Raw genomic sequence first — 23349 nt, forward strand, 5'->3', positions numbered from 1 at the left:
GCCCTGCCGTATTGCCTCGACCCTGTCGTTTCGCCTCTCCCCTGTCAGCCATGGGTGGTGCGCGGGTGGGCTGACGTCGTAGCGTCTTGGTTAGCACTGCTAGTTAAAGAGCTTCGGAGGGTGTCGATCATGTCCGGTTCATCCAAGCTGCCCGCTTTCGACCCCGCCGATCCCCTCGGCCTCGACGACCTGCTGGAGCCGGAGGACCTGGGGATCAGGGACACCGTGCGGGCCTGGGCCACGGACCGGGTCCTGCCCTACGTCGCCGACTGGTACGAGAAGGGCGAGCTGCCCGGGATCCGCGAGCTGGCCAGGGAGCTCGGCGGCATCGGAGCCCTCGGCATGTCCCTGGAGGGCTACGGGTGCGCCGGCGCGTCCGCCGTCCAGTACGGGCTGGCCTGCCTGGAGCTGGAGGCCGCCGACTCCGGGATCCGTTCCCTCGTCTCGGTGCAGGGCTCCCTCGCCATGTACGCCATCCACCGCTTCGGCAGCGAGGAGCAGAAGCAGCGCTGGCTGCCCCGCATGGCCGCCGGTGAGGTCATCGGCTGCTTCGGGCTCACCGAGCCCGACCACGGGTCCGACCCCGCCTCCATGCGGACCTATGCCAAGCGCGACGGCTCCGACTGGATCCTCAACGGCCGCAAGATGTGGATCACCAACGGGTCGGTCGCCGGTGTCGCCGTGGTCTGGGCGCAGACCGACGAAGGGATCCGCGGGTTCGCGGTGCCCACCGACAGCGGCGGGTTCTCCGCTCCCGAGATCAAGCACAAGTGGTCCCTGCGGGCCTCCGTCACCAGCGAACTCGTGCTCGACGACGTGCGGCTGCCCGCCGACGCCGTCCTGCCGGACGTCACCGGTCTGCGCGGACCCCTCAGCTGTCTGTCCCACGCCCGGTACGGGATCGTCTGGGGCGCCATGGGCGCGGCCCGCAGCAGTTTCGAGGCCGCGGTCGACTACGCGAAGTCGCGGGAGCAGTTCGGACGGCCCATCGGCGGCTTCCAGCTCACCCAGGCCAAACTCGCCGACATGGCGGTCGAACTGCACAAGGGGATTCTGCTCGCCCATCATCTGGGGCGGCGTATGGACGCCGGCCGCCTGCGTCCCGAGCAGGTCAGCTTCGGCAAGCTCAACAACGTCCGGGAGGCGATCGAGATCTGCCGTACGGCCCGGACCATTCTCGGCGCCAACGGGATCTCGCTCGAATATCCCGTGATGCGGCACGCGACCAACCTCGAGTCGGTACTCACCTACGAGGGCACCGTCGAGATGCACCAGCTCGTGCTGGGCAAGGCGCTCACCGGACTCGACGCCTTCCGGTAGGCCGGTCCGGTGACCCCGCGCTGAGGCAGGGCCGGTGAGCGGCCCTGCGTCAGCTCTGGTTGAAGAAGCCGTCCGTGCGGTGTCCGGCCGGGTCGCCGTTGACGATCTCCGTGTGGGCGGGGGTCAGCAGGAACACCCGCGTCGACACTCTCTCGATCGAACCGCGCAGCCCGAAGATGAGCCCGGCCGCGAAGTCGACCACGCGCTTGGCGTCGGAGGCCTCCATGGCCGTGAGGTTCATGATGACCGGCACGCCCTCGCGGAACAGCTCGCCGATGGCCCGCGCGTCCCGGAAGCTGTCCGGGGTCACCGTGCCGATCCGGCGGCCCTTCTCCTCGGCCACGTCCGAGGCCACCTTGACACGCGGATCGGTGACCCAGGCCTCCCCGGGCTCGTTCCCGTCGGAGTAGTCGTCGTCGTCGTAGTAACGCTCGTCTTCGTTGTCGTCGACGAGGCCAAGCCAGGCACTTGCCTTGCGTACCGATCCCATGGACGCCTCCTCTCACAGCGGTCTTTCTGCTTTCCGCATCCCTATGGTCGTCCATGATGCGGATGGCGCGCCAAGTGGATAGACGCCGCACGGGGGGTTTGTGACGGTACTGGTGCACAGCGAATCCGTCGAGAGTCCGTGTGTCCCAAGGGCCGTTTCCCAAACGGCTGCTGACTGTGAGTGAAATATGATTCTTCTCGGCGTACGGGTGACGGGCGGGGCGTACGGGTGAATGCGGGCCGATACGATGCCGCAGCTCAACGTCGTTACGAGGTTCGGGGGAGCGTTGTGTTCGGAATCGTCAGGCCCTGCAGGCACCGCCTGGGGGAGAAGCTCGCAAGCCAGTGGATGGCGCATTTGTGCGGGCTCTGCCTCGCACTGCGCGGTGATCACGGGCAGTTCGCCCGAGTCGTCACGAATTATGACGGGCTGCTCATCTCCGTTCTGACGGAGGCTCAGGCCGGGCGCGAGGCGACCGGCCGGCGTACGGCCGGTCCCTGCCCGCTGCGCGGCATGCGGACCGCTTCCGTCGCGCACGGCGAGGGCGCCCGGCTCGCGGCGGCCGTCTCCCTGGTTCTGGCTTCCGCGAAGGTCCGCGATCACGTCACCGACGGTGACGGGCTGTTGGCCCGCAAGCCGGTGGCCCGCGCCGCGCGCCGGGTAGCGGCGGGCTGGGACACGGCCGGTGCCCGGAGCGGCACCGCTGTGGGATTCGACACGTCGCTGCTGGTCGAGGCGGTGGACCGGCAGGCCGGGATCGAGGCGCTGGCCGGGCCCGGGACGCCGATCCTGGCGGTCACCGAACCGACCGAGACCGCGACCGCCGCGGCCTTCGCGCATACGGCGGTCCTCGCGGGCCGGCCGGGCAACGCCGGGCCGCTCGCCGAGGCCGGCCGGCTCTTCGGACGCCTCGCTCACCTCCTGGACGCCGTGGAGGACCGGCACGCTGATGCCGCGTCAGGTGCCTGGAACCCGATCACCGCGACCGGCACCTCCCTCATGGAGGCCCGGCGGCTCGCCGACGACGCGGTGCACGGGGTGCGGCTCGCGCTGCGCGACGTGGAGTTCGCCGACGAGCAACTCGTGCATCTGCTGCTCGTGCACGAGCTGCGGCGCTCGGTGGACCGGGCGTTCGGCACGGTGCCGGTCTGCGCCTCCCATCTGGGCGGCGGCCCTCAGGGACAGGGGCCTGGACCGGGACATGTGTTTGGGCAGGGGCCGGGTCTCTACGGACAGCAGCCTCAGGGGGCCTACGGCTCTCCGCAGAATCCTTACGCCGGCGGTGGCGGGAATCCGTACGCCGGCGGGGGAGAGGCCTACGGCGGCGGAGGCGCGGACGGTGGCGGAGGCGCGCACGGCGGTGGCGGCTTCGGTGCGGGCGGGTTCGGTGCGCCGGTGCCCCAGCCGCCGCGCAGGCGCGGGTTCTGGGCCGGCTGCGGGATGTTCTGGCTCCTGTGCTGCACCTGCCAGTTGTGCTGCGCCAAGGAGTACGAGGGGCCGTGGTCCCGCAAGAAGCGCGAGGGCGTCTGCCGGGACTGCGACTGCGACGGGTGCGACTGCTGCTGCCCCTGCGACGGCTGACCCGGACCGGTGTGATGATCCGGAGGGTCGACTTCCGGACAGGGCGGGTGTGCGTTCCGCGGGTGCCGAGGGTCGCGCCGGTGTGTGGAGGGGCGTGGGGTGTGCGGGGTTTCGCCCCTGACGTCCGCCGTGCGCCGGGCGTTCCGCGATCCCTTTGCGCCCTCTGGGGCTGAAAAGCGCCTGCGGGGCGACTTGGTAAAGATCCATCAAAGGTTGAAGTCCGAAAGGCACTCTTGCGCCGACCGGCCGTTCGGCCGAATACTCCCCCTCAGCGCTTGTCAGGGGCACGGCGTGTTCGGAATCCGGACAGTCGGCCCCAGGCTGCGCCTCACGGGCCCGAAACCCCACGAGGGCCCCCGACTTCCTTTGTGGAGGAACGAAAAGTGAGGATCAAGCGCACCACCCCGCGCAGTGGCATTTCGAGACGGACCCGGCTGATCGCCGTTTCCACCGGCCTCGTTGCCGCCGCAGCGATCGCGATCCCCAGCGCGAACGCCTCCGACACCCCCACCACCTTCAGCGCCGCCGAGCTCAAGAGCGCCAGCGGCTCGCTGCTGAAGGCCGACATCCCGGGCACCGCCTGGGCCGTCGACAGCAAGACCAACCGCGTGTTGCTGACCGTGGACAGCACGGTCACACAGGCGGAGATCGCGAAGATCAAGCAGCAGGCCGGCGCCAACGCCGACGCGCTCACGATCAAGCGCACTCCCGGCAAGTTCAGCAAGCTGATCCAGGGCGGCGACGCCATCTATGCGAGTAGCTGGCGCTGCTCCCTCGGCTTCAATGTCCAGAACAGCAGCGGGCAGCAGTTCTTCCTGACCGCCGGTCACTGCACCGACGGCGCGGGCACCTGGTACTCCAACTCGGGCCGCACCACGGTCATCGGCTCGACCGCCGGCTCCAGCTTCCCGGGCAACGACTACGGTCTCGTGCGCTACAGCGGGTCCGTCAGCCGTCCCGGCACCGCCAACGGCGTGGACATCACGCGTGCGGCCACCCCGAGCGTGGGCACCACCGTCATCCGCGACGGCTCCACGACCGGTACGCACAGCGGTCGTGTCACCGCGCTCAACGCCACCGTCAACTACGGCGGCGGTGACGTCGTCTCCGGCCTGATCCAGACCACCGTCTGCGCCGAACCCGGTGACTCCGGCGGTTCGCTCTACGGCAGCAACGGCACGGCGTACGGTCTGACCTCGGGCGGCAGTGGCAACTGCTCCTCCGGCGGTACGACGTTCTTCCAGCCCGTCACGGAGGCCCTGAGCGCCTACGGCCTCAGCGTGTACTGAGCCCCCCGGCGGCAGTTCGCAGCACCTCGCAGCACTTCGAGGCCCCCGCACCTGGCGTGCGGGGGCTTCCGCGTGTGGGGAGAGGGGGTCTCCTCGTTGTGCCAGAGCCCCTCTCAACCGGTTCCAGGAGGGGCGAAATTCAGCCATGGGGCGACGTCACAGAGTGGGCACACATTACTCACGCGTAATGTTTGCCCTGCGAACGCACGGGAGTTGGGTCCGATTTGATCGCGGACGGTCAAAATGAGGGGGCGTGCGAAGCGCTGTCTACGCGCGTCTCGAACTCACCCTTGTGTGCTCCCCGGCGGCGTCGGAATAGTGGCGCTCGTCAACGAAGCCTTCCGGCTCGCGGAGATCCCCACAATCTCCCGCGCCGACCCCCCACTGGAGGACGAAAGTTGAAGCACCGACGCATACCCAAGCGGCGTGCAGCCGTGGCAGGTGCGGGCATTGCCGCGCTGGTCGCCGCGGGAGTGACGTTCCAGACCGCGAACGCCAGTGAGACCCCGGAGACTTCCGCGCCCCGGACCCTGTCGGTCACCGCGGCCGGAAAGCTCGCCTCGTCGCTGGCCGAGGACCTGGGTGGCGACGCGGCCGGGACGTACTACGACACCAAGAGCAAGAGCCTCACGGTGAACGTGCTCGACGAGAGTGCCGCGCAGGCCGTGGAGAAGGCCGGCGCCAAGGCGAGAGTCGTGGCGAACTCGCTCGCCGAACTCAAGAGTGCCCGCAGCACGCTGAAGCAGGACGCGACGATCCCGGGTACGGCCTGGGTGACGGACCCGACGACGAACAAGGTCGTCGTGACCGCCGACCGTACGGTCTCCAAGGCCGAGTGGGCGACCCTGACGAAGGTCGTGGACGGGCTCGGCGCGAAGGCCGAACTCAAGCGGTCCAAGGGGGAGTACAAGCCCTTCGTCGCCGGTGGTGACGCGATCACCGGAGGCAGCGGGCGCTGCTCGCTGGGCTTCAACGTGGTCAAGGGCGGCGAGCCGTTCTTCCTGACCGCCGGTCACTGCACCGAGGGCATCTCCACGTGGTCGGACTCCAGCGGCAAGGAGATCGGCACCAACGCGGACTCGCAGTTCCCGGAGAACGACTTCGGGCTGGTCAAGTACACCGCCGAGGTGGCGCATCCGAGTGAGGTGAACCTGTACAACGGGTCCACCCAGAAGATCTCGGGCGCCGCGGAGGCGACCGTCGGCATGGCGGTCACCCGGAGCGGGTCGACCACGCAGGTGCACGACGGCAAGGTCACGGGTCTGGACGCCACCGTGAACTACGGCAACGGCGACATCGTGAACGGGCTGATCCAGACCGACGTGTGCGCGGAGCCGGGTGACAGTGGCGGGTCGCTGTTCGCCGGGGACAAGGCGGTCGGGCTCACGTCCGGCGGCAGCGGTGACTGCACCTCGGGCGGGGAGACGTTCTTCCAGCCGGTGACCGAGGCGCTGTCGGCTACCGGGACGCAGATCGGCTGACGCCTCGGAGTGTGTGGAGCCCCGCCCCCCTCATGTGGGGCGGGGCTTTTCGCTGTGTGCGGCTGTTGAGGTGTGCGGCTGTTCGGTGGGTGCGCGTTCGTTTCGCCTTCGCGGTGGGGGTGGGTCGGGGCCGCGCCGGGGGGTGTCCGTCCTCGGAACGGCGCGATGGGGTTGCGTGCCGACTGACTGTTCGTCGACGCGCCGACCGCTGCGGGCGGCCCCCCGACACGGCCCCTTCTCGCCGTACGCGGGTGCGGGGCCGGCGGTGGTCACGGGGCAGTCGCTCGTGTGCGCTTTCGTGCGACGGCCGCCGCCATGGTGATCGCGGCTCCCGCCACCGCCCAGGCCGACAGGACCAGGAGGGGGCCGGTCATCGCGTTGCCGTCGAAGTAGGCGATGGAGCGGGTCGACCAGGTGCCGGCGCCGGGGGGCAGTGCCGGGCCGATCGCCTTCCAGAAGGGTGGGAGGAGGGGCGGGGGCAGGGCCCCGCCCGCGCTGGGGTTACCGAGGATGACCACCAGCAGGATGACCAGGCCGATGCCGATCGTGCCGAAGACGCCCTGGAGGGCGAGGGTGGCGGCGCCCACGGCGAAGATGATCAGGGTGCCCAGGCCCCAGAGGGCCGCGGTGCCGCCCGGCAGGGCGTCCAGGGCGGGGCCGGTGATGAGGGCTCCGCCGAGGCCGCCGATGATCGCGACCAGGGCCATGACCGCCAGACGGATCGCGGCGCGGGCGGGGTTCGAGGGTTTCGCCCCGGCGCTGATGGCGAGGGCCGCGGCGCCCAGGTAGCCGCCGACGCACCAGCCGATCACCAGGTAGAAGGACGAGAGCCCGTTGGGGTCGTGGGGCGCGGCCGGGATCACGTCGATCGTGCGGAGGGTGCGCCGTTCGGACTTCTCCAGGGTGGTGACGAGGGCCGTCAGCGTGGTGGAGAGGATCCTGCCGCTGGCCGAGGCGACCAGGAGGGTGTCGGTGTCGCCCCTGGGGTCGATGATCAGCGCCGCGTCGATGTCACGGTGGGTGAGCTGGGTCCGGGCCGCCGCCTCGTTCGGCAGCGCGCGGGGATCCAAGGGGGTGCCGGGGAGCTGCTCGAGCCGGCTGACCGCCTGGCCGGCCGCGGCCTGGGGGGCGACCACGCCGAAGGGCACGTCCTTGGGTTTCGGATCGTGCAGCGCTCCCACGTACGAGGCGATGAACAGCAGCTGGAGCGCGACCACGCCGACGATGAGCAGGGTGGCCCGCGGGGTGACGGCGTCTCTCACTTCGGCCGGGAAGGAGCGGTGCATGCCTTCACCGTCAGGGGGCGGGGGCGTTCTTGCAGGTGGGGTGGGTCGAATGGGTGTCGCGCGCGTATGCGGCGGGGGCGTGCGCTGCCTTCCTCCGGCGGTGCGCGACACCCTCCCCTCGAATCGCATAAATGTTCGATGCTGGTCTAGGGTGGTGTCATCACCCCGGAGGGGCCGGAGTGGCAACGTGAAGACAGGGGGCAGGCAGTGGCGAGGTGGTCGGGATGCGCGGGTTTACGCATCTGCACGCCGTCTCCGGGTTCTCCCTGCGGTACGGCGCCTCGCACCCCGAGCAGCTCGTGGAGCGGGCCGTCGAGCGGGGAATGGACGCGGTCGCCCTGACCGACCGGGACACGCTCGGCGGGGCCGTCCGGTTCGCCAAGGCCGCAGGTCAGGCCGGTGTCCGTCCGCTGTTCGGCGTGGATCTCGCGGTGGCGGAGCCTCCCGGGACGGCCGGACGCACCCAGCGGCGACGCGCACCGGCGCGCGGCGGCGCGTTCGTCGACGAGTCCGCCCAGCGCGTGGTGTTCCTGGCCCGGGACGGGGCGCGGGGCTGGGGCGAGCTGTGCCGGCTGGTGAGCGCGGCGCACGCGGACACCGCCGGGGACCGGCGGCCCCTGCTGCCCTGGGAAGACCTCGGCGGGGACCGTCTCACCGTGCTGCTCGGCCCCACCTCGGACGTCGGCCGCGCCCTGGCCGCAGGGCGGCCGGACCGCGCCGCCCAGCTGCTCGCGCCCTGGCGGGAACGGTTCGGGGACGCGGCGCTGCGCGTCGAGGTCGTCTGCCACGGCCGCGGCGGCACGGGCGCCGGTTCGCTCCGGCTCGCGGCCCGCGCCCTCGGCTTCGCCGCGGACCAGGGGATCACGCCCGTCCTGAGCAACGCCGTGCGCTATGCCGACCCCGGCCAGGGCCCGGTCGCGGACGTCCTGGACTCCGCGCGTCGCCTGGTGCCGATCGATCCGCGCGGCGAGCGTGACTGCGGCGAGCGGTGGCTGAAGCCGGCGGCGGACATGGCCCGTATCGCCGGGCAGGTCGCGGAAGCCGCCGGATACGGTGCGGACACCGCCCGCCGGCTGCTGGAGGTCACCGAGGAGACCGCCGCCGCATGCCGCGTCGACCCCGAGGACGATCTGGGGCTCGGCCGTGTGCACTTCCCCGAGCCGGAACTCGTCGGAGGCCACCGGCGCACCCCCGAGCGGGTGCTGCGTTCGAAGTGCGCCGCCGCCATGGTGCTGCGCGGCTACGACCGCGACCGCCGCCGCTGGGCGCGGCTGGAGGACGAACTGCGTCTGATCGAGAGACTGGGGTACGCCTCGTACTTCCTCACCGTCGCCCAGGTCGTCACCGACACCCGCGACCTCGGCATCCGGGTCGCCGCCCGTGGCTCCGGCGCGGGTTCCCTGGTCAACCACCTCCTCGGGATCGCCACCGCCGACCCCGTGGAACACGGTCTGCTCATGGAGCGCTTCCTGTCCGACCGGCGTACGGAACTGCCCGACATCGACATCGACGTGGAGTCCGCCCGGCGCCTGGAGGTCTACCGGGCGATCCTCGACCGCTTCGGTCCGGAGCGGGTGGCCACCGTGTCCATGCCGGAGACCTACCGGGTGCGGCATGCCGTACGCGATGTCGGCCTCGCCCTCGGTATGGACCCGGCCGACGTGGACCGGCTTGCAAAATCGTTTCCTCACATCCGGGCCCGGGACGCCCGGGCCGCTCTGCGGGAACTGCCGGAGCTGCGCGGCATCGACCCGGAGTCGTACGGCCCGCAGATGTGGGACCTGGTCGAGGCCCTGGACGCGCTCCCGCGCGGCATCGCCATGCACCCGTGCGGTGTCCTGCTCTCCGACGCGACGCTGCTGCACCGCACCCCGGTCATGCCGACCAGCGGCGAGGGCTTCCCCATGTCCCAGTTCGACAAGGAGGACGTGGAGGATCTCGGGCTGCTCAAGCTCGACGTGCTCGGGGTGCGCATGCAGTCCGCCATGGCGCACGCCGTCGCCGAGATCGAACGGGCCACCGGCCACCGCGTCGACCTGGACGACAGCGCCCAGGTGCCGCCGGACGACCCGAAGACGTTCCAGCTGATCAAGTCCTCGCAGACCCTGGGGTGCTTCCAGACCGAGTCGCCCGGCCAGCGCGACCTCATCGCCCGGTTGCAGCCCGAGACCTTCCACGATCTCGTCGTCGACATCTCGTTGTTCAGGCCGGGACCGGTCGCGGCCAACATGGTCGATCCGTTCATCAAGTCCCGGCACGGGCGTCAGGCACCCCGCTGCCCCCACCCCGATCTGGAGCCCGCGCTGCGGGAGACGTACGGCGTGGTGGTCTTCCACGAACAGATCATCCGGATCCTGTCGGTCATGACCGGCTGCACCCTGGCCTTCGGCGACTACACGCGACGGGCGCTGTCCAACGCCGAGCAGGTCGGACGAGTGCGGGCGTGGTTCGCTCAGGAGGCCCGCGGGCGGGGGTACGAGGAGGAGGTCGTCGAACGGACCTGGGAGATCGTCGAGGCGTTCGGGGCGTACGGCTTCTGCAAGGCCCACGCGGTGGCCTTCGCGGGGCCCTCGTACCAGTCGGCGTGGCTGAAGACCCATCATCCGGCCGCCTTCTACGCGGGACTCCTCACGCACGACCCGGGGATGTACCCGAAGCGGCTGTTGCTCGCGGACGCCCGGCGGCGGGGTGTGCCGATCCTGCCGCTGGATGTGAACGCGTCGGACGCCGCCTATCGAATCGAACTGGTGTCTGATGCGCAGGGGGGCCGGCCGGGTCGGCCGGTGCACGGGATCCGGCTCGCGCTGTGCGACGTACGGGGGATGAGCGAGGGTGAGGCGGCCCGTATCGCGGCGGGGCGCCCCTACAGCTCGCTCCAGGACTTCGCCTCCCGGGCCCGGCCCTCCCGGCCCGTCGCCGAACGCCTCGCGCAGGTCGGTGCGCTGGACGCCTTCGGCCGCAACCGCCGCGATCTGCTGCTGCACCTCGCCGAGCTGCACCGCGGCCGGCGGAGCTCCGCGCAGGGCCAGTTGACACTGGGGGAGGCCGGTGGCGCCCACGGCACGGTCGCCCCCGCCGGGCTGCCCGACCTGGACGACGCCGAGCGGCTCGGAGCCGAGCTCGGAGTGCTCGGCATGGACGCCTCCCGCCACCTCATGGGCGACCACCGGGAGTTGCTGGACGAACTCGGCGTCGTCACCGCGAAGCGGCTGCAGGACCTGCCGCACGGCCAGGTGGTGCTGGTCGCAGGGGCGAAGGGAGCCGTTCAGACCCCGCCGGTCCGCTCCGGCAAACGCGTCATCTTCACCACGCTCGACGACACGACGGGCCTGGTGGACTGCGCGTTCTTCGAGGACAGCCACGAGGCTTGCGCGCACACCGTCTTCCATTCCTGGCTGCTGCTCGTGCGCGGAGTGGTGCAGCGCCGGGGAGGAGGCAGCGGAAAGGCGCTGTCGGTGACCGGCTCCGCCGCCTGGGACCTCACCGAACTGGCCGAGCTGCGCCGCGAAGGCGGCCTGTCGACGGTGACGGAACGGCTCACCCGGGCCGATACGGCACCGGGCAGGGCCGAGAGCGGCCGGAGCCTCCGGCTGGAGACCGGTTACGCATTGCATCCCTGGGCGGATCTGCAGCCGCCCGGCGAGTCCGTCAAACAGAGCCGCAAGCTGTGGCACCAGAGTCCCGGGAGCGCAGGGTGAACATCCTTTACATCCACTTCCACGACCTGGCGGACGAGCAGCTCTACAGCCGTCTTCTCGCCCTGCTGGCCGAGTACACCCCCCTGGTGCAGGCGCTGCCCCCGGACGCCGCGCTGGCCGATGTCTCCGGCAGTCTGCGCTACTTCGGCACGGACGCCACGGCGCTGGCCGAGCGCATCCGAGCGCGCACGGGCGGGCTGTACGGGCTCCGTTCGACGGTCGGTGTCGCGGCGAACCCGCTGCTCGCCCGTATGGTCGCCGCCGGCGGCCCGCCCTCGGCGGTCCGCACCCTGCCCGACGACATCGGCGCGGTCGCCGCCTTCCTCGCGGAGAAACCCTCCGCCGCCCTGCACGGCGTGGGACCGGCGACGGCCCGCACCCTGTCCTCGTACGGCCTGGACAGTGTCGGCAGAATCGCCGCCGCGCCACTCGGTACGCTGCAGCGCATCCTGGGTGCCACCGCCGGACGCCGGCTCCACGACGCGGCCCGCGGACTCGACCCGACACCGGTGGTCCCCTCGGCCCCGCCCCGCTCGATGAGCGTCGAACACCGCTTCACCCAGGACGAGCTGGACCGGGACCGGCAGCGCGCCGCCCTGCTCGCCCTCACCGACCGCCTCGGTCTACGGCTGCGCGGCGAGTCCCAGGTGGCCTGCGCCCTCACGCTCACCGTCCGCTACGCCGACCGCTCCACGACCACCCGCACCCGCACGCTGCACGAGCCCACCGCCCACACCCGCGCGCTGACGGCACTCGCCTACGACCTCCACGACCGACTCGCCCTGCAGCGCGCCCGCGTCCGTACCGTCTCGCTGCGGGCGGAGAACCTGATCGCCGCCGAACGGGCCTCCCGTCAGCTGCTCTTCGAGCCGGCCGACGAGAAGGCCCGCCGTGTCGAGGCCGCCGCCGATCGCGCCCGGGACCGGTTCGGCGCGCAGGCGGTGCGGCCGGCGGGAGCGGTGACGTTCCATGTCGCCTGACCGGACGCCCCGGGCTCAGTTGGCCCACGGCGGCACGATGCGGGTGCCGTCGGTCAGCCGGGCCTCCAGGCCGATCGAGGTGGTGACCCAGGAGTACGCGGTCCGGTCGGTCGGGTTCTCGACGGTCAGGGTGGCGCCGGGGTTGACGATCACCGTGTCACCGGCCGCGATCCGCTCGGTGCGGCCGTCGAGGGTGATCAGCAGCTCTCCGTCGAGCAGATGGAAGATCTCCTCCCGGCTGACCGTGTGCGCGGGCGCCTTGAGGCCGGCCGGGATCTCACCGCGCCAGGCGCACAACTCCTTGCTGCCGCTGCCCGGGGTGGCGTAGGAGACGAAACGGGCGCCGTGGATCTCGTGGATGACGGCTTCGGACGATCGGACGAAGGGCATGAGGCCTCCCAATTGGTCAAGCTGCTTGACCATATAGTCAAGCAGCTTGACCATCGCGTCAAGGGTGTTTCAATGCCCCTGTGCAGAACTCCGAGGCCATGGCCCTGTCCGCCGCCCTGCTCGCCGTCGCCGGCGGGCTCACGCAACGCATCAACGAGGGCGTGATCGCCCGCGGTTTCGAGGGGATGCGGCCCGCGCACGGCTTCGCCTTCGCCCGGCTCGCGCCGGACGGCGCGACGGTGACCGACCTCGCCGCCCACCTCGGGGTGACCAAGCAGGCCGCGAGTCAGCTCGTCGACGAGATGGTGCGCAAGGGGTACGCCGAGCGGCGGCCGCACCCCCGGGACGCGCGGGCGCGGCTGGTCGTGATGACCGAGCGCGGGTGGAGCTGCACCCGGGCCGCGGAGGAGGTGGCCGCGGAAGCGGTACGGGAGTGGGCGGATCTGCTGGGGGAGCGGGAACTGCGGACGCTGGCGGAGCAGTTGCTGCGGATCGCCCCGCGTGGGCCGGTGCGGCCCGCCTGGTGAGGGGGTGCCGGCCCGGGCCGGTTGTCGCCGCAAGTTTTTACTGACGCGTAACTTCCCAGTTCGGCTACTCGCCCGTAACTTGACGAATGAACAGCATCCCGTGATCCGGATCACAGGGCCCCGTGCCGTCGCACCTCCCTTGAGCCGCAAGGAGATCACCCGATGCTGCCCTGGAAACGAGTGCTCAGACCCCTGGCCGCGCTGCTGCTGACCGCCGCCGCCGTCACCGTCCCCGCCACCACCGCCCAGGCCGCCGGCGCCCCGAGCTCCGGCTGGAACGACTACTCCTGCAAGCCGTCCGCCGCCCACCCCCGCCCCGTCGTCCTGGTCCACGGCACCCTCGGGAACTCCGTCGACAACTGGCTGGGCCTCGCCCCCTACCTGCAGGTCCGCGGCTACTGCGTCTTCTCCCTCGACTACGGCCAGTTGCAAGGCGTCCCCCTCTTCCACGGCCTCGGCCCCGTCGACAGGTCCGCCGTCCAGCTGAAGGACTTCGTGGGCAAGGTGCTCGCGGCCACGGGCGCCGCCGAGACCGACATCGTCGGACACTCGCAGGGCGGCATGATGCCCCGCTACTACCTCAAGTTCCTCGGCGGAGCCGCCCAGGTGCACGCCCTGGTCGGCATCGCGCCCAGCAACCACGGCACCGATCTGAACGGCTTCACCAACCTGCTGCCCTACTTCCCGGGCGCCGCGGACCTGCTCTCGAAGAACACCCCCGCCCTCGCCGACCAGGTCACCGGCTCCGCCTTCCTCACCAAGCTCAACGCGGGCGGCGACACCGTGCCCGGCGTGCGCTACACCGTCATCGCCACCCGGTACGACGAGGTGGTCACGCCGTGGCGCACCCAGTACCTGAGCGGGCCGGACGTGCGCAACGTCCTGCTCCAGGACCTGTGCGCCGTCGACCTGTCCGAGCACGTGGCCGCCGGGCTGCTCGACCGGGTCGTCTTCCACGAGGTGGCCAACGCCCTCGACCCGGGCCGCGCGACGCCCACCACCTGTCTGTCGGCCTTCGAATGACACGTGTCACCCGTTGGCGTGCCGCCCGTTGACACGTGTCGGGGAAACGTTTCGGGTCCTGTCCGGCCTGAGCCGCCGGACAGGACCCGAGTCATGGGCGCGGTGGTGGGGATCAGCGGCCGTGCCGGCCGCCGCCCACCGCCCGGCGCCGGGCCGAGAGGAACAGAGCCGAGGCGCCCAGCGCCAGGGCCGCCGCACCGCCGATCGCGACGTACGGGGTGCTGCCGTCCCCGCCGGTCTCGGCGAGGTTCTCCGTGGCACCGGCCGCCTTGGGCCGGTTCGGCGCGGGCGCGGCGGCCTCGGGCCGGTCCGGCGTGGCCTGCTTCTTCGGGGCCGCGGCCGGTGCCGCCGAGGTGCGGGGGTCGTTGTCGCCGTGTCCGTGGTGCTCGACGCTCGACTTGGCGTTGCCGTCCTTGATCTGCTTCTCGCTGGGAGCGGAGGCGGACGGGGCAGGGGCCGCGGCGCCGCCTGTCGTGCCGCCACCTGTCGTGCCGCCGCCTGTCGTGCCGCCGCCGAAGGAGACGTCCGAGCAGGAGTAGAACGCCTCCGGGCTGTCCGACCGCTGCCAGACCGCGTACAGCACGTGCTTGCCGGAGCGCTGGGGCAGCTTGCCGGAGAAGGTGTAGAAACCGCCGGTGGCGGCCGGGTCGGTGGAGGTCGCGACCGGCTTCGCGAGATCCAGGTCCTTCCAGGCGAGCGGCTTGGCCGGGTTGTAGCCGGGCTTGGTGATGTACACGGTGAAGGTGCCCTTGTGCGGGGCCGTCACGCGGTACTTGAAGGTGTGCGAACCGCTGCGGACGCCGGTCGCCGGCCAGTCGCGGCGGGGAAGGTCGAGCCCCTTGAACTCCGCGTTGTTCGCGCTGCAGAGCTTGCCGTCCGGTATGAGCTGCCGGTGCCGGCCGCCCGCGTCGCCGATGCGGATGCCGTTCCAGTCGTAGAGGGCCTGGGTGCCGCCCGCCGCGACCGCGGCCTTGCAGGCCGCCGACTTCGGGCTCTCGGGCCCCTCGGCGTAGCACTGCGAGACCCGGCTGACCGGATCGCCCATCGACCCGTGCGCGGCGGCCGGGGCGGCGGTCAGCGCGGTCAGGGCGAGGGGGAGGCCGCCGAGGGCGGTGACGACGGCGGCCGTACGGCGTGCGGGCATGCGGGAACTCCTCGAAACGGTGCAGGGGGGCAGGTCCCGGCCCGAGGGGGCCGGATCCCGTGGGGTTGTTCGAAACTAACTCCGAAGAACCGTGAAATCGCCTGCTGGGAGCGGGTGGAGGAGATCCTTATGGCCCGCTTAAGGGAGTGTTCGGACTGGCATCAGGTAGGTACCGTCACGGCATGGCAGACGAGGAGATCCGGCCGGCCGGGGCCGCCGACGTACAGGCCGTCGCGGAGGTGGTCGACGCCGCCTTCCGGCCCTACATCGAGCGCATCGGGCAGGTGCCCAAGCCCATGCGGGAGGACCACGCGGCGAACGTGGCCGCGGGCAAGGTGTTCGTGACGGGCGACCCGGTGACCGGGCTCGTCGTGGTCGAGGCGTTCGACGACCACCTCTACCTCGACACCATCGCCGTGCACCCCGCCGCGCACGGCCGGGGAGTGGGGCGGCGCCTGCTCCGGTTCGTCGACGCGCACGCGCGTGCCCTCGGCCTGCACGAGATCAGGCTCTTCACGAACGCGCTGATGTGGGAGAACCAGCGGATCTATCCGAAGTACGGCTACGTACGTGTGGAGCGCCGCGTGGACGCGCCCTACGACCGCGTCCACTACCGCAAACGGCTGCTGTGAGCGTCGCGTCCCATGACCGGCACCGGCCGCTCAGGCGTCCGGCCACCAGGTGCGTGCGATGTCCTTGCGGACCTCCGGGCGCCCGGCACGGCGCTCGTCGGCCTCCTCCAGGACCCGGCGGACGACCGGCTTCTTCAGGGGCTTCTGCACGGTCACACGGCGCATGGCTGCCTCCTTCAGGGCCTACCGGGTTCCGCGTTCTCACGGAGGTAGACCTTTCGGGGGAGGGTTACTCATCGCTCCTGGTCTGTCAGTGGCGGCAGTCACGATCCGAGTGTCAGTGGTGGGTGTCACCCTGAGGCCATGACCGACGTGGACCGGGACGCCGAGGCCGCCTCCTTCGACGAGGAGCCGGACCACGGCCTGCGCGACCCCGAGGTGCGTCTGGCCTGGGCCGGACGGCTGCGGGACTGGCTGCCGGGGCGCCCGGGTGACGTGCTGGACCGCGGCTGCGGCACGGGCAGCCTGTCACTCCTCGCGTCCGAGCAGGGCCACCGCGTGACGGGCGTGGACGCGTCCCCGGCCATGGTGTCCCTGGCCCGCGAGAAGCTCGCCGGCCGCGACGCCGTGTTCCTCCTCGCTCAGGCCAGGAGTGCGGTGAAGCCGCCGTCCCGGGCGAGTGACTCCAGTTCGTCCAGTGCGGCCAGCGCGGCCCGGGCCGCGTCCGGGTCCGACTCGGCCAGGCCGCTCTCGGTGAACTCGTCCTCGTCCAGACGCCGTACGTCCGTGCCGTCCGCCGAGCGCCACAGGTCGAGGTCGAGATCCTCCACGACCAGCTCCGCTCCGGAGCGCCGGGCGGGGCGGGTGACGTCGCAGTACCAGCCCTTCAGCGCGCCCGTCGCGGAGCGCACCTCCTTGATCGCGTACCTGGGGGTACCGCCCACGCCCTTAAGGCAGTGGGGGAGGTCGCGCCAGTAGTACTCCGTGAAGACGTCCCCGGACTCGAAACGGACGAAGCCGAAGTCCCGCACGCCGGAGCCGGCCCACGGAGCGCGGACCGCGACCCGCGTGCCGTCGTCCGACAGCAGTTCGCCCCGGTAACGGATCTTCGTACGGCCCGCCTTGACGAGCACGACGTCCAGCTGCGGGGCCCCGTCAGCCGAGTTCGCGGACATAGCGCACTTCCTTCGCACAGATCTCGTAACCGAACCACTTGTTGATGGCGATCATCGGCTCGTTCCCGGTGTCGTTGCCGGTGAACGCCTCCGTGCACCCTGCCGCCCGGGCGCGGTGCAGCGAGTCGTTCTTGGCGAGCTTCGCCAGGCCCCGGCCGCGGAACTCCCGGGCGGTGCCGGTCATGGCCGTGGCATAGCGTGACGCGCCGTCGGTGTACGCCACGCTGAACGCGGCGGGCCGGCCGTCGACGACCGCGACCGTCGTCAGGTCGCGGTTCAGCAGCGGGTGCTTCCAGTGCTCCTCGAGCCAGGCCTCGTAGTCGGTGAACTCCACCTCGATGTCGCCCGGTTCGTCCGACGAGGTCGCCGCGTCCAGTTCGAACACCGGGCGCGGATCGTCCGCGAAGTCGGCGGCCGTGCGCAGCTCGACGCCGGCCGGCGGCTCCTGCCGGGGCGGAAGCGTGCCGCCCGCCAGGTCCAGGCGCAGGAAGAAGGCGGAGCGGCTGGCCCGGAAGCCGTGCCGCTCGGCGAAGGCGCGGTGGTCCGGTTCGTCCAGGACCCAGGTGAACAGCTTCGTGACGCCCAGGCGTCCCAGGCGCTCCTGCGCCGTACGCAGCAGCAGCGAACCGGCGCCGCGGTTCCTGCGGTCGGGGCGCACATAGATGTTGGCCGAGCCCTGGCCGGGCTCCGGGCTGTCGTGGGCGACGCTGACCTGGGCGGTGCCGATGATCTCGCCGTCCTCCTCGGCGACGAGCTGCCCGAAGTGGGCGTCCGGGTGGACGTGCGTCAGGGTGTGCACCACCGACTCGGGGGTGGACAACAGGTAGGGCAGGGCGAGGCGGCGGGTCTCGGAGAACCCCTCGGCATCGGCTCGGACGTCGGGACGCAGGTCGCGCACGATCACGGTCATGGAGGCGCACGCTACGCGTGGCCCCTTCCGGGTGCCTCTCATTTTCCGGCGGGTGCGCGACAATCGGGCCTGTGACCTTGAAGATCGACATCGACGACAGTGCTCCGCCCTACGAGCAGGTGCGGGCGCGGATCTCCGAGCAGGCGCGGTCGGGTGCGCTGCCGGTGGGCTACCGGCTGCCGACCGTACGGGGGCTGGCCGAGTCGCTGGGCCTCGCCGCGAACACCGTCGCCAAGGCGTACCGGGCGCTGGAGGCGGACGGGGTGATCGAGACGCGGGGGCGCAACGGCACGTTCGTCGCCGCCGCGGGCGCGGCGGCGGACCGTGAACTGGCCTCTGCCGCCCAGGCCTACGCGGAGCGCGCCAGGAGACTGGGACTGGGCGAGGACGACGCCCTCGCCGCGGTCCGGGACGCCCTGCGAGCGGCGTACGGCCGGTAGCGGGACGGGGGTGCGGCCGGCGGCACCCCCTCGCTGCGGCCGACGGCATCCCTCGCCCGGACGGCCGGTGGCACCCCTGCCTGCGGCTGGCGGTCCCCACAACCGGACGGCCGGCGGCACCCGCAACCGGGACGGACGCCGGCACCCCGCAGCCGGACGGCCAGTGGCACTCCTCGACCGGGCGGCCGGTGGCGCCCCTCAACCGGACGGCTGTGTCAGGCGTTCCGGGGTCCGGGTGACGTCCAGTCCCGCAGACCTCCCCGCCCGTGCGAACGCCATCGCGTCCTCCACCGCCGCGCCGCCCGGGTCGTTGTTGAAGTACGCGTAGACGTCCTCGCCGTCGGTCCAGGTGGTGGCGATGCGGTCGAGCCAGGTGGCCAGCGAGCGGCGCCCGTAGCGGGGCCAGGGCTTGGCGCGGCCCTGGTGGAAGCGGACATAGCCCCAGTCGGTGGTGCGCCACAGCGGGGTCGCCGGGCGGGCCAGCACGTCGGCCCAGCACAGGGCGGCGCGCCGGGCCTCCAGGACGCGCCGGACCTGCGGCGTCCACCACGAGTCGTGGCGCGGCTCGACCGCGATACGGGTCGAGGCAGGGAAGCAGGCCAGGCACGCGTCCAGCAGGCCCGGGTCGGCGCGCAGGGTGGGCGGGAGCTGGAGCAGCACCGGGCCGAGCCGGTCGCCGAGGCCCGCCGCGTGGCTCATCAGCCGGTGCACCGGCTCCTCGGGGTCCTTCAGCCGCTTGATGTGGGTCAGATAGCGGCTCGCCTTGACCGCGACGACGAAGTCGCCGGGCACCCGCCGCCGCCAGTCCTCGAACGTCTCCCGGGCCGGCAGCCGGTAGAAGGCGTTGTTGATCTCGACGGTGGCGAAGTGCCCCGTGTACTCCTCCAGCCAGAGCCGCATCGGCAGCCCGGACGGGTACAGGACGTCCCGCCAGTCCTTGTACTGCCATCCGGACGTGCCGACGAACAGGGTCATACGTCCATCAAAACACCGCGGAGGGCGGGGCTCCTACAGATACAGGCCCGCGTCGACACCCCCGCGCGGCTCGGGCAGGGCCGTCGGGGACGTGCCCCGGCGCAGCGCGTACAGCTCCGCCAGGGTCGCGCCCTCGCGGCCGACGCCGTCCTCCCGGCCGAGCCAGTTCACCGCCTCCGTCCGGGTCAGCGGCCCGACCTCGATGCGGGCGAGGCAGCGGCCGGGGCGGACCACGGCCGGGTGCAGACGCTCCAGGTCCTCGTTGGTCGTGACGCCGACGAGCACGTTGCGGCCCTGGCCGAGCAGGCCGTCCGTCAGGTTCAGCAGCCTGGACAGTGCCTGGCCGGCCGTGTGCTTGGCCTCGCCGCGGATCAGTTCGTCGCAGTCCTCCAGGAGCAGCAGCCGCCAGCGGCCCTTGCCCGTGGCGTCCTCCTCACCGATGGCGATGTCCATGAGGTAACCGACGTCGGAGAAGAGCCGCTCGGGATCCAGGACGCAGTCGACCTGGCACCAGTCGCGCCAGGACCGGGCCAGGGTGCGCAGCGCCGAGGTCTTGCCGGTGCCCGGCGGGCCGTGCAGCAGCAGGAGCCGGCCCGCGATGTCCTCGGGGGTCGTCTTCATCAGGCGGTCCATGGCGTCCGCCACCGGAGCGGTGTAGTTGGGCCGGACCTCGTCCCAGGTGCCCGCGGCGATCTGGCGGGTGGTGCGGTGCGGGCCACGCCGCGGGGAGACGTACCAGAAGCCCATCGGGACGTTCTCCGGCTGCGGTTCGGGTTCGTCCGCGGCGCCGTCCGTGGCCTGGTCGAGGACCTTCTTCGCGAGTTCCTCGCCGGTCGCCGTCACGGTGACGTCGGCGCCCCGGTTCCAGCGGGAGACCAGCAGCGTCCAGCCGTCGCCCTCGGCGAGGGTCGCGCTGCGGTCGTCGTCCCGGGCGACGCGCAGCACCCGGGCGCCGGGCGGCATCAGCGTCGCCCCGGACCGCACCCGGTCGATGTTCACGGCGTGGGAGTACGGCTGCTCGCCCGTCGCGAAGCGGCCGAGGAACAGCGCGTCGACGACGTCGGACGGGGAGTCGGAGTCGTCGACGTTGAGCCGGATCGGCAGCGCCTCGTGCGGGTTTCCAGACATGCCGCCATGATCCGGCACGACGACGCCGCGTGCACCCGGTTTCCGCGTGCCCGCGGCATGTCGTCCCCGTGCAGGTCAGCCCCCAGAGCGGGAGACCAGCCGGCGTGCCTGCCGGGCCCTGCGGACCACGGCGTACCCCTTGGTCAGGGCCCGGTCCCCGGCGAACGTACGGGTGATCGCGCGGCCCTCGACCACCCGCTCGAACTCCTCGACGCCGGTGCCCCGGCGCACCGTCACCCGCCGCAGCGCGTACGGTCCCTGGGCGCGCCGCGCGAGACCGTTGCCGACGGCGAGGGCCTGGGCGTACCCCGTCTCGCGCACGGCCTGCCGGACCCGGCGGCTGGAGTAGCCGTAGGGGTAGGCGAACGAGGCCGGGACGGAGCCCAGTTGGTCCGAGACGATCTCCTTGCAGTGGATCAGCTCGAACCGCAGCGTGGCGTCGGAGACCTGGTCGAGCTGCGGATGGCTGTGGCTGTGCCCGCCGATCTCGACGCCGGCCGCCGCGAGGTCGCGGACCTGGTCCCAGTCCAGCATGGTGTCCAGGCCGCCCCCGGTGTCGTACGGCCCCCTGAGCCACCCGGTCGAGACGAACAGGGTGGCCGGGAAACCGTGCTTGGCGAGCGCGGGGAGGGCGTGGCGGTGCACGCCCTCGTAGCCGTCGTCGAAGGTGATGAGCACCGGCCGCTCGGGCAGGGCCCGGCCGGAGCGCCAGCACGCCGCCAGCCCGCCCGTGGTGAGCGGCCTGAACCCGCGGTCGGCGAGCACCGCCATCTGCTCGGCGAACGCCTCCGGGGTCACCGACAGCGCGCGCGTCGCCTCGTTCGGGTCGGTCGCGACCGCGTGGTACATGAGGATCGGTACGCGGACGTCATCCACGGGCCGCCCCCTCCACCCCGGGCACCTGGAACGTGGTCCCGCCCCGGCGTGCCCGGACGCTGCCGACGACGTAACCGCCCGCCGCCGTCAGCACCCCGGCCACGATCGCGCCGGCCCGCCCCGCACCGCCCGGCCGGGCCAGCAGCGCGTCGCGCAGGCCCCGGGCCACACCGGCGGGCAGGACCCGCGTGGCGTACCGGCGCTCCGACTCCAGGCCCTTGCCGGCCCCGACACTCCGGGCCACCAGAGCCTTGGAGAGGCCCTCGGCGAAGGCGCGGGTGCGGAAGTAGCGGAAGTGCTCGCGGACCTCGGGCACCCGGTGGTGGATCACCGCCCGGTCGTCGATCAGCAACACCGCGTCGGGCCGGGCCCGGGACAGACGGATGCACAGCTCCGTCTCCTCGCAGCCCAGCGGGCGTTTGTCGCCGTCCCGGCCGATGCCGGTGGCGAAGCCGCCCGCCGCGTCGAAGGCGCTGCGGCGGAACGAGGCGTTGCCGCCGAGCACGTTGCGCACCCGCACCCGGCCGCGGGGCAGGCCCCGGTAGGTGCAGCCCACCACCCAGTCGAACTCCTCGGGGAACCAGTCGGGCCGCCGCCCCGACGCCCAGACCGGCTCCGTGCGCCCGCCGACGGCCATCACCCGCGGGTCGGTGTACGCCTCGGCGAAGTGCCGCAGCCAGTCGCGCTCGGCCACGGCGTCGTCGTCGAGGAAGGCCACGACCTCGCCCCGGGCCGCGGCGATGCCGGTGTTGCGGCCGGCGGACAGGCCGCGGGGGCCCGCGTTGGCGAGCACCCGCACCTCCTCGACTTCCTTGTACTCCTTGCCGAGACGGTCCAGGAGGGCCTGGTTGTGGTCGACGACCACCAGCGTCTCCAGGGCCGGCCGTGACTGCGCGCGGACCGAGGAGACCGCCGCGAGGATGTCCTCCCAGCGGTCCTCGGTGTACGCGCAGATCACGACGGAGATGCCGGGACCGCTCAAGACACCTCTCCCCGCATCGCGGCCGGCGTCGACGACCGGGGCGAACGGCGCCGCAGCGCACGGCGGTTGGAGCGCTCCTGGAGGATCACCTTCAGCACGCGCAAGCCGTCCCGCACGGCCCGCAGGTTGCTGACGCCGTGGATGCGCAGGTACTCGTGGCTCGGGATCTCCTGCACCTTGAGCCCGGCCTTGACCACCCGGATGTTCATCAGGGTCTCGACCTCGAAACCGGTGCAGTCGAGGTCGATCTTGTCGAGGCAGTGCCGCCAGAACGCGTTGTAGCCGTAGCACAGGTCGGTGTAGCGGGCGCCGAACTTGCGGTTGACGGCCGTGCACAGGGCCCAGTTGCCCATCTTGCGGATGAAGGTCATGTCGTCGGTGCCGCCGCCGTTGGCGAAGCGGGAGCCCTTGGCGAAGTCGGCGCCGGAGACCAGGGCGGAGACGTAACTGAGGATCTCCCCGCCGTCCGCCGAGCCGTCGGCGTCGACCATCACGATGATGTCGCCGGTGCAGGCCTGGAAGCCGGTGATCAGGGCGTCGCCCTTGCCCTTGCCGCGCTGTTCGACGACCTTCACCTCGGGCCACAGCTCGCGGGCCACGTCGACGGTGTTGTCGGTGGAGTTGCCGTCGACCAGGACCACTTCGTGTATCCAGTCGGGCAGGGTCTTGAAGACGTACGGCAGGTTCTCCGCCTCGTTCATGGCCGGGATCACCACGCTCACCGGCGGCGCGATGGCCAGGTGAGAGGAGACGGGCCGGTACTTGGAGGCGGTCGGCGGACGCTGCTGCGTCGCGGCCGACTGCAGAACTGAGCTCATGAGTCTGGTCCCTCTCGTCCGGTGGACCGCCCCCCCAGGGCAGTCCGGATCCAGTCCGGTTCGAAAGGGGGGTTCTCACCCGAGGCACGCCGAGACGGCGAGGCATGCCGGGATGACGCTCCGGCACGCCGGGTGAGCTGGCAAAGCTGGCCGGCCGCGCACGACGGCAGCCGACCGCGCGGCACGGCCCGGAGACAGTTGCGGTCACCGAGCACGGCACCCCCCTACCGCGCCCCGCGCCGGTTCGTCGCGGTCCTTGAGCCC

At 71.9% G+C, this 23349-nt stretch carries 22 protein-coding genes and 1 pseudogene; 11 read left to right on the forward strand and 12 right to left on the reverse strand.

The window, feature by feature from the left end; genetic code table 11:
• Positions 1 to 129 precede the first annotated feature (129 nt).
• Positions 130 to 1320, forward strand: coding sequence for an acyl-CoA dehydrogenase family protein (locus ACFV20_RS08290; protein ID WP_385653848.1), 1191 nt, complete (start codon positions 130 to 132; stop codon positions 1318 to 1320).
• Between the two features lie 49 nt (positions 1321 to 1369).
• On the opposite strand, the gene ACFV20_RS08295 is transcribed toward ACFV20_RS08290, so the two are convergent.
• The gene (locus tag ACFV20_RS08295) at positions 1370 to 1810 is read right to left on the reverse strand and encodes a cell division protein SepF (protein WP_053672325.1); all 441 of its coding nucleotides are present in this window, start codon (positions 1808 to 1810) and stop codon (positions 1370 to 1372) included.
• Positions 1811 to 2098: 288 nt separating this feature from the next.
• On the opposite strand from ACFV20_RS08295, the gene ACFV20_RS08300 reads away from it, so the two are divergent.
• The 3 genes from ACFV20_RS08300 (at position 2099) to ACFV20_RS08310 (ending at position 6161) form a co-directional block, all read left to right on the forward strand.
• Complete coding sequence (locus tag ACFV20_RS08300) at positions 2099 to 3391, forward strand: DUF5685 family protein (protein WP_385653851.1); 1293 nt, start codon at positions 2099 to 2101, stop codon at positions 3389 to 3391.
• A 383-nt stretch (positions 3392 to 3774) separates the two neighbouring features.
• Positions 3775 to 4680: a S1 family peptidase gene (locus ACFV20_RS08305; RefSeq protein ID WP_385653853.1), complete on the forward strand. Its 906-nt coding sequence runs from the start codon at positions 3775 to 3777 to the stop codon at positions 4678 to 4680.
• A 398-nt stretch (positions 4681 to 5078) separates the two neighbouring features.
• Positions 5079 to 6161 carry a S1 family peptidase gene (locus ACFV20_RS08310; RefSeq protein ID WP_385653855.1) on the forward strand — a complete coding sequence of 361 codons (1083 nt, stop codon included), beginning with the start codon at positions 5079 to 5081 and terminating at the stop codon, positions 6159 to 6161.
• Positions 6162 to 6430: 269 nt separating this feature from the next.
• Here ACFV20_RS08310 and ACFV20_RS08315 read toward each other — a convergent pair whose 3' ends face one another.
• Positions 6431 to 7447, reverse strand: a complete 1017-nt coding sequence (locus ACFV20_RS08315; RefSeq protein ID WP_385653857.1) for a DUF3533 domain-containing protein — start codon at positions 7445 to 7447, stop codon at positions 6431 to 6433.
• A 224-nt stretch (positions 7448 to 7671) separates the two neighbouring features.
• On the opposite strand from ACFV20_RS08315, the gene ACFV20_RS08320 reads away from it, so the two are divergent.
• Together ACFV20_RS08320 and ACFV20_RS08325 are read left to right on the forward strand one after the other, a co-directional pair.
• Positions 7672 to 11145: a DNA polymerase III subunit alpha gene (locus ACFV20_RS08320; protein WP_385653860.1), complete on the forward strand. Its 3474-nt coding sequence runs from the start codon at positions 7672 to 7674 to the stop codon at positions 11143 to 11145.
• Entirely contained in the window at positions 11115 to 12125 is a 1011-nt protein-coding gene (locus ACFV20_RS08325) for a hypothetical protein (RefSeq protein WP_385653861.1), read from the forward strand. The genes ACFV20_RS08320 and ACFV20_RS08325 overlap by 31 nt, the downstream gene beginning before the upstream one ends.
• 15 nt (positions 12126 to 12140) lie before the next feature.
• Here ACFV20_RS08325 and ACFV20_RS08330 read toward each other — a convergent pair whose 3' ends face one another.
• Positions 12141 to 12515 (reverse strand): cupin domain-containing protein, encoded by a 375-nt coding sequence (locus ACFV20_RS08330; protein ID WP_385653864.1) that lies wholly within the window; start codon positions 12513 to 12515, stop codon positions 12141 to 12143.
• 80 nt (positions 12516 to 12595) lie between these two features.
• Here ACFV20_RS08330 and ACFV20_RS08335 point away from each other — a divergent pair, with 80 nt between their 5' ends.
• Positions 12596 to 13042 (forward strand): MarR family winged helix-turn-helix transcriptional regulator, encoded by a 447-nt coding sequence (locus ACFV20_RS08335; RefSeq protein WP_385653867.1) that lies wholly within the window; start codon positions 12596 to 12598, stop codon positions 13040 to 13042.
• A 162-nt stretch (positions 13043 to 13204) separates the two neighbouring features.
• Complete coding sequence (locus tag ACFV20_RS08340; RefSeq protein ID WP_385653870.1) at positions 13205 to 14065, forward strand: esterase/lipase family protein; 861 nt, start codon at positions 13205 to 13207, stop codon at positions 14063 to 14065.
• A 112-nt stretch (positions 14066 to 14177) separates the two neighbouring features.
• On the opposite strand, the gene ACFV20_RS08345 is transcribed toward ACFV20_RS08340, so the two are convergent.
• Positions 14178 to 15209, reverse strand: a complete 1032-nt coding sequence (locus ACFV20_RS08345) for a lytic polysaccharide monooxygenase (RefSeq protein ID WP_385653873.1) — start codon at positions 15207 to 15209, stop codon at positions 14178 to 14180.
• A gap of 182 nt (positions 15210 to 15391) precedes the next feature.
• On the opposite strand from ACFV20_RS08345, the gene ACFV20_RS08350 reads away from it, so the two are divergent.
• Complete coding sequence (locus ACFV20_RS08350; protein WP_385653876.1) at positions 15392 to 15841, forward strand: GNAT family N-acetyltransferase; 450 nt, start codon at positions 15392 to 15394, stop codon at positions 15839 to 15841.
• Between the two features lie 30 nt (positions 15842 to 15871).
• Here the strand turns inward: ACFV20_RS08350 and ACFV20_RS08355 are convergent, their stop codons facing one another.
• Positions 15872 to 16006, reverse strand: coding sequence for a hypothetical protein (locus ACFV20_RS08355; RefSeq protein ID WP_385653879.1), 135 nt, complete (start codon positions 16004 to 16006; stop codon positions 15872 to 15874).
• Between the two features lie 138 nt (positions 16007 to 16144).
• Here ACFV20_RS08355 and ACFV20_RS08360 point away from each other — a divergent pair.
• A pseudogene (locus ACFV20_RS08360) lies at positions 16145 to 16429 on the forward strand (class I SAM-dependent methyltransferase); the annotation flags it as partial.
• Here ACFV20_RS08360 and ACFV20_RS08365 read toward each other — a convergent pair.
• Together ACFV20_RS08365 and ACFV20_RS08370 are read right to left on the reverse strand one after the other, a co-directional pair.
• Positions 16423 to 16956, reverse strand: a complete 534-nt coding sequence (locus tag ACFV20_RS08365) for a DUF402 domain-containing protein (protein WP_385653881.1) — start codon at positions 16954 to 16956, stop codon at positions 16423 to 16425. The pseudogene ACFV20_RS08360 and the gene ACFV20_RS08365 sit on opposite strands and share 7 nt — an antisense overlap.
• Complete coding sequence (locus tag ACFV20_RS08370; protein ID WP_385653883.1) at positions 16937 to 17866, reverse strand: GNAT family N-acetyltransferase; 930 nt, start codon at positions 17864 to 17866, stop codon at positions 16937 to 16939. The genes ACFV20_RS08365 and ACFV20_RS08370 overlap by 20 nt, the downstream gene beginning before the upstream one ends.
• A gap of 71 nt (positions 17867 to 17937) precedes the next feature.
• Here ACFV20_RS08370 and ACFV20_RS08375 point away from each other — a divergent pair, with 71 nt between their 5' ends.
• On the forward strand, positions 17938 to 18306 hold the full coding sequence (locus ACFV20_RS08375) for a GntR family transcriptional regulator (RefSeq protein WP_385653885.1): 369 nt from the start codon (positions 17938 to 17940) through the stop codon (positions 18304 to 18306).
• Positions 18307 to 18504: 198 nt separating this feature from the next.
• On the opposite strand, the gene ACFV20_RS08380 is transcribed toward ACFV20_RS08375, so the two are convergent.
• The 5 genes from ACFV20_RS08380 to ACFV20_RS08400 form a co-directional block, all read right to left on the reverse strand.
• Positions 18505 to 19281, reverse strand: a complete 777-nt coding sequence (locus ACFV20_RS08380) for a DUF72 domain-containing protein (protein WP_385653887.1) — start codon at positions 19279 to 19281, stop codon at positions 18505 to 18507.
• Positions 19282 to 19314: 33 nt separating this feature from the next.
• Positions 19315 to 20409, reverse strand: coding sequence for a DUF5925 domain-containing protein (locus ACFV20_RS08385; RefSeq protein WP_385653889.1), 1095 nt, complete (start codon positions 20407 to 20409; stop codon positions 19315 to 19317).
• 75 nt (positions 20410 to 20484) lie between these two features.
• Positions 20485 to 21285, reverse strand: a complete 801-nt coding sequence (locus ACFV20_RS08390) for a polysaccharide deacetylase family protein (RefSeq protein ID WP_385653890.1) — start codon at positions 21283 to 21285, stop codon at positions 20485 to 20487.
• The gene (locus tag ACFV20_RS08395; protein ID WP_385653894.1) at positions 21278 to 22267 is read right to left on the reverse strand and encodes a glycosyltransferase; all 990 of its coding nucleotides are present in this window, start codon (positions 22265 to 22267) and stop codon (positions 21278 to 21280) included. Before ACFV20_RS08395 ends, ACFV20_RS08390 begins: the two co-directional genes overlap by 8 nt.
• Complete coding sequence (locus tag ACFV20_RS08400; RefSeq protein WP_385653896.1) at positions 22264 to 23085, reverse strand: glycosyltransferase family 2 protein; 822 nt, start codon at positions 23083 to 23085, stop codon at positions 22264 to 22266. Before ACFV20_RS08400 ends, ACFV20_RS08395 begins: the two co-directional genes overlap by 4 nt.
• Between the last annotated feature and the right edge of the window lie 264 nt (positions 23086 to 23349).

The sequence above is a fragment of the Streptomyces sp. NPDC059696 genome (assembly GCF_042733745.1).
Taxonomy (GTDB): Bacteria; Actinomycetota; Actinomycetes; order Streptomycetales; family Streptomycetaceae; genus Streptomyces.

Bases quoted from the DNA above. Each gene is read 5' to 3' on its own strand.
- ACFV20_RS08290 (WP_385653848.1), top strand. From the start codon at position 130: ATGTCCGGTTCATCCAAGCTGCCCGCTTTCGACCCCGCCGATCCCCTC.
- ACFV20_RS08295 (WP_053672325.1), bottom strand. From the start codon at position 1,810: ATGGGATCGGTACGCAAGGCAAGTGCCTGGCTTGGCCTCGTCGACGAC.
- ACFV20_RS08315 (WP_385653857.1), bottom strand. From the start codon at position 7,447: ATGCACCGCTCCTTCCCGGCCGAAGTGAGAGACGCCGTCACCCCGCGG.
- ACFV20_RS08320 (WP_385653860.1), top strand. From the start codon at position 7,672: ATGCGCGGGTTTACGCATCTGCACGCCGTCTCCGGGTTCTCCCTGCGG.
- ACFV20_RS08330 (WP_385653864.1), bottom strand. From the start codon at position 12,515: ATGCCCTTCGTCCGATCGTCCGAAGCCGTCATCCACGAGATCCACGGC.
- ACFV20_RS08340 (WP_385653870.1), top strand. From the start codon at position 13,205: ATGCTGCCCTGGAAACGAGTGCTCAGACCCCTGGCCGCGCTGCTGCTG.
- ACFV20_RS08345 (WP_385653873.1), bottom strand. From the start codon at position 15,209: ATGCCCGCACGCCGTACGGCCGCCGTCGTCACCGCCCTCGGCGGCCTC.
- ACFV20_RS08350 (WP_385653876.1), top strand. From the start codon at position 15,392: ATGGCAGACGAGGAGATCCGGCCGGCCGGGGCCGCCGACGTACAGGCC.
- ACFV20_RS08355 (WP_385653879.1), bottom strand. From the start codon at position 16,006: ATGCGCCGTGTGACCGTGCAGAAGCCCCTGAAGAAGCCGGTCGTCCGC.
- ACFV20_RS08365 (WP_385653881.1), bottom strand. From the start codon at position 16,956: ATGTCCGCGAACTCGGCTGACGGGGCCCCGCAGCTGGACGTCGTGCTC.
- ACFV20_RS08370 (WP_385653883.1), bottom strand. From the start codon at position 17,866: ATGACCGTGATCGTGCGCGACCTGCGTCCCGACGTCCGAGCCGATGCC.
- ACFV20_RS08380 (WP_385653887.1), bottom strand. From the start codon at position 19,281: ATGACCCTGTTCGTCGGCACGTCCGGATGGCAGTACAAGGACTGGCGG.
- ACFV20_RS08385 (WP_385653889.1), bottom strand. From the start codon at position 20,409: ATGTCTGGAAACCCGCACGAGGCGCTGCCGATCCGGCTCAACGTCGAC.
- ACFV20_RS08400 (WP_385653896.1), bottom strand. From the start codon at position 23,085: ATGAGCTCAGTTCTGCAGTCGGCCGCGACGCAGCAGCGTCCGCCGACC.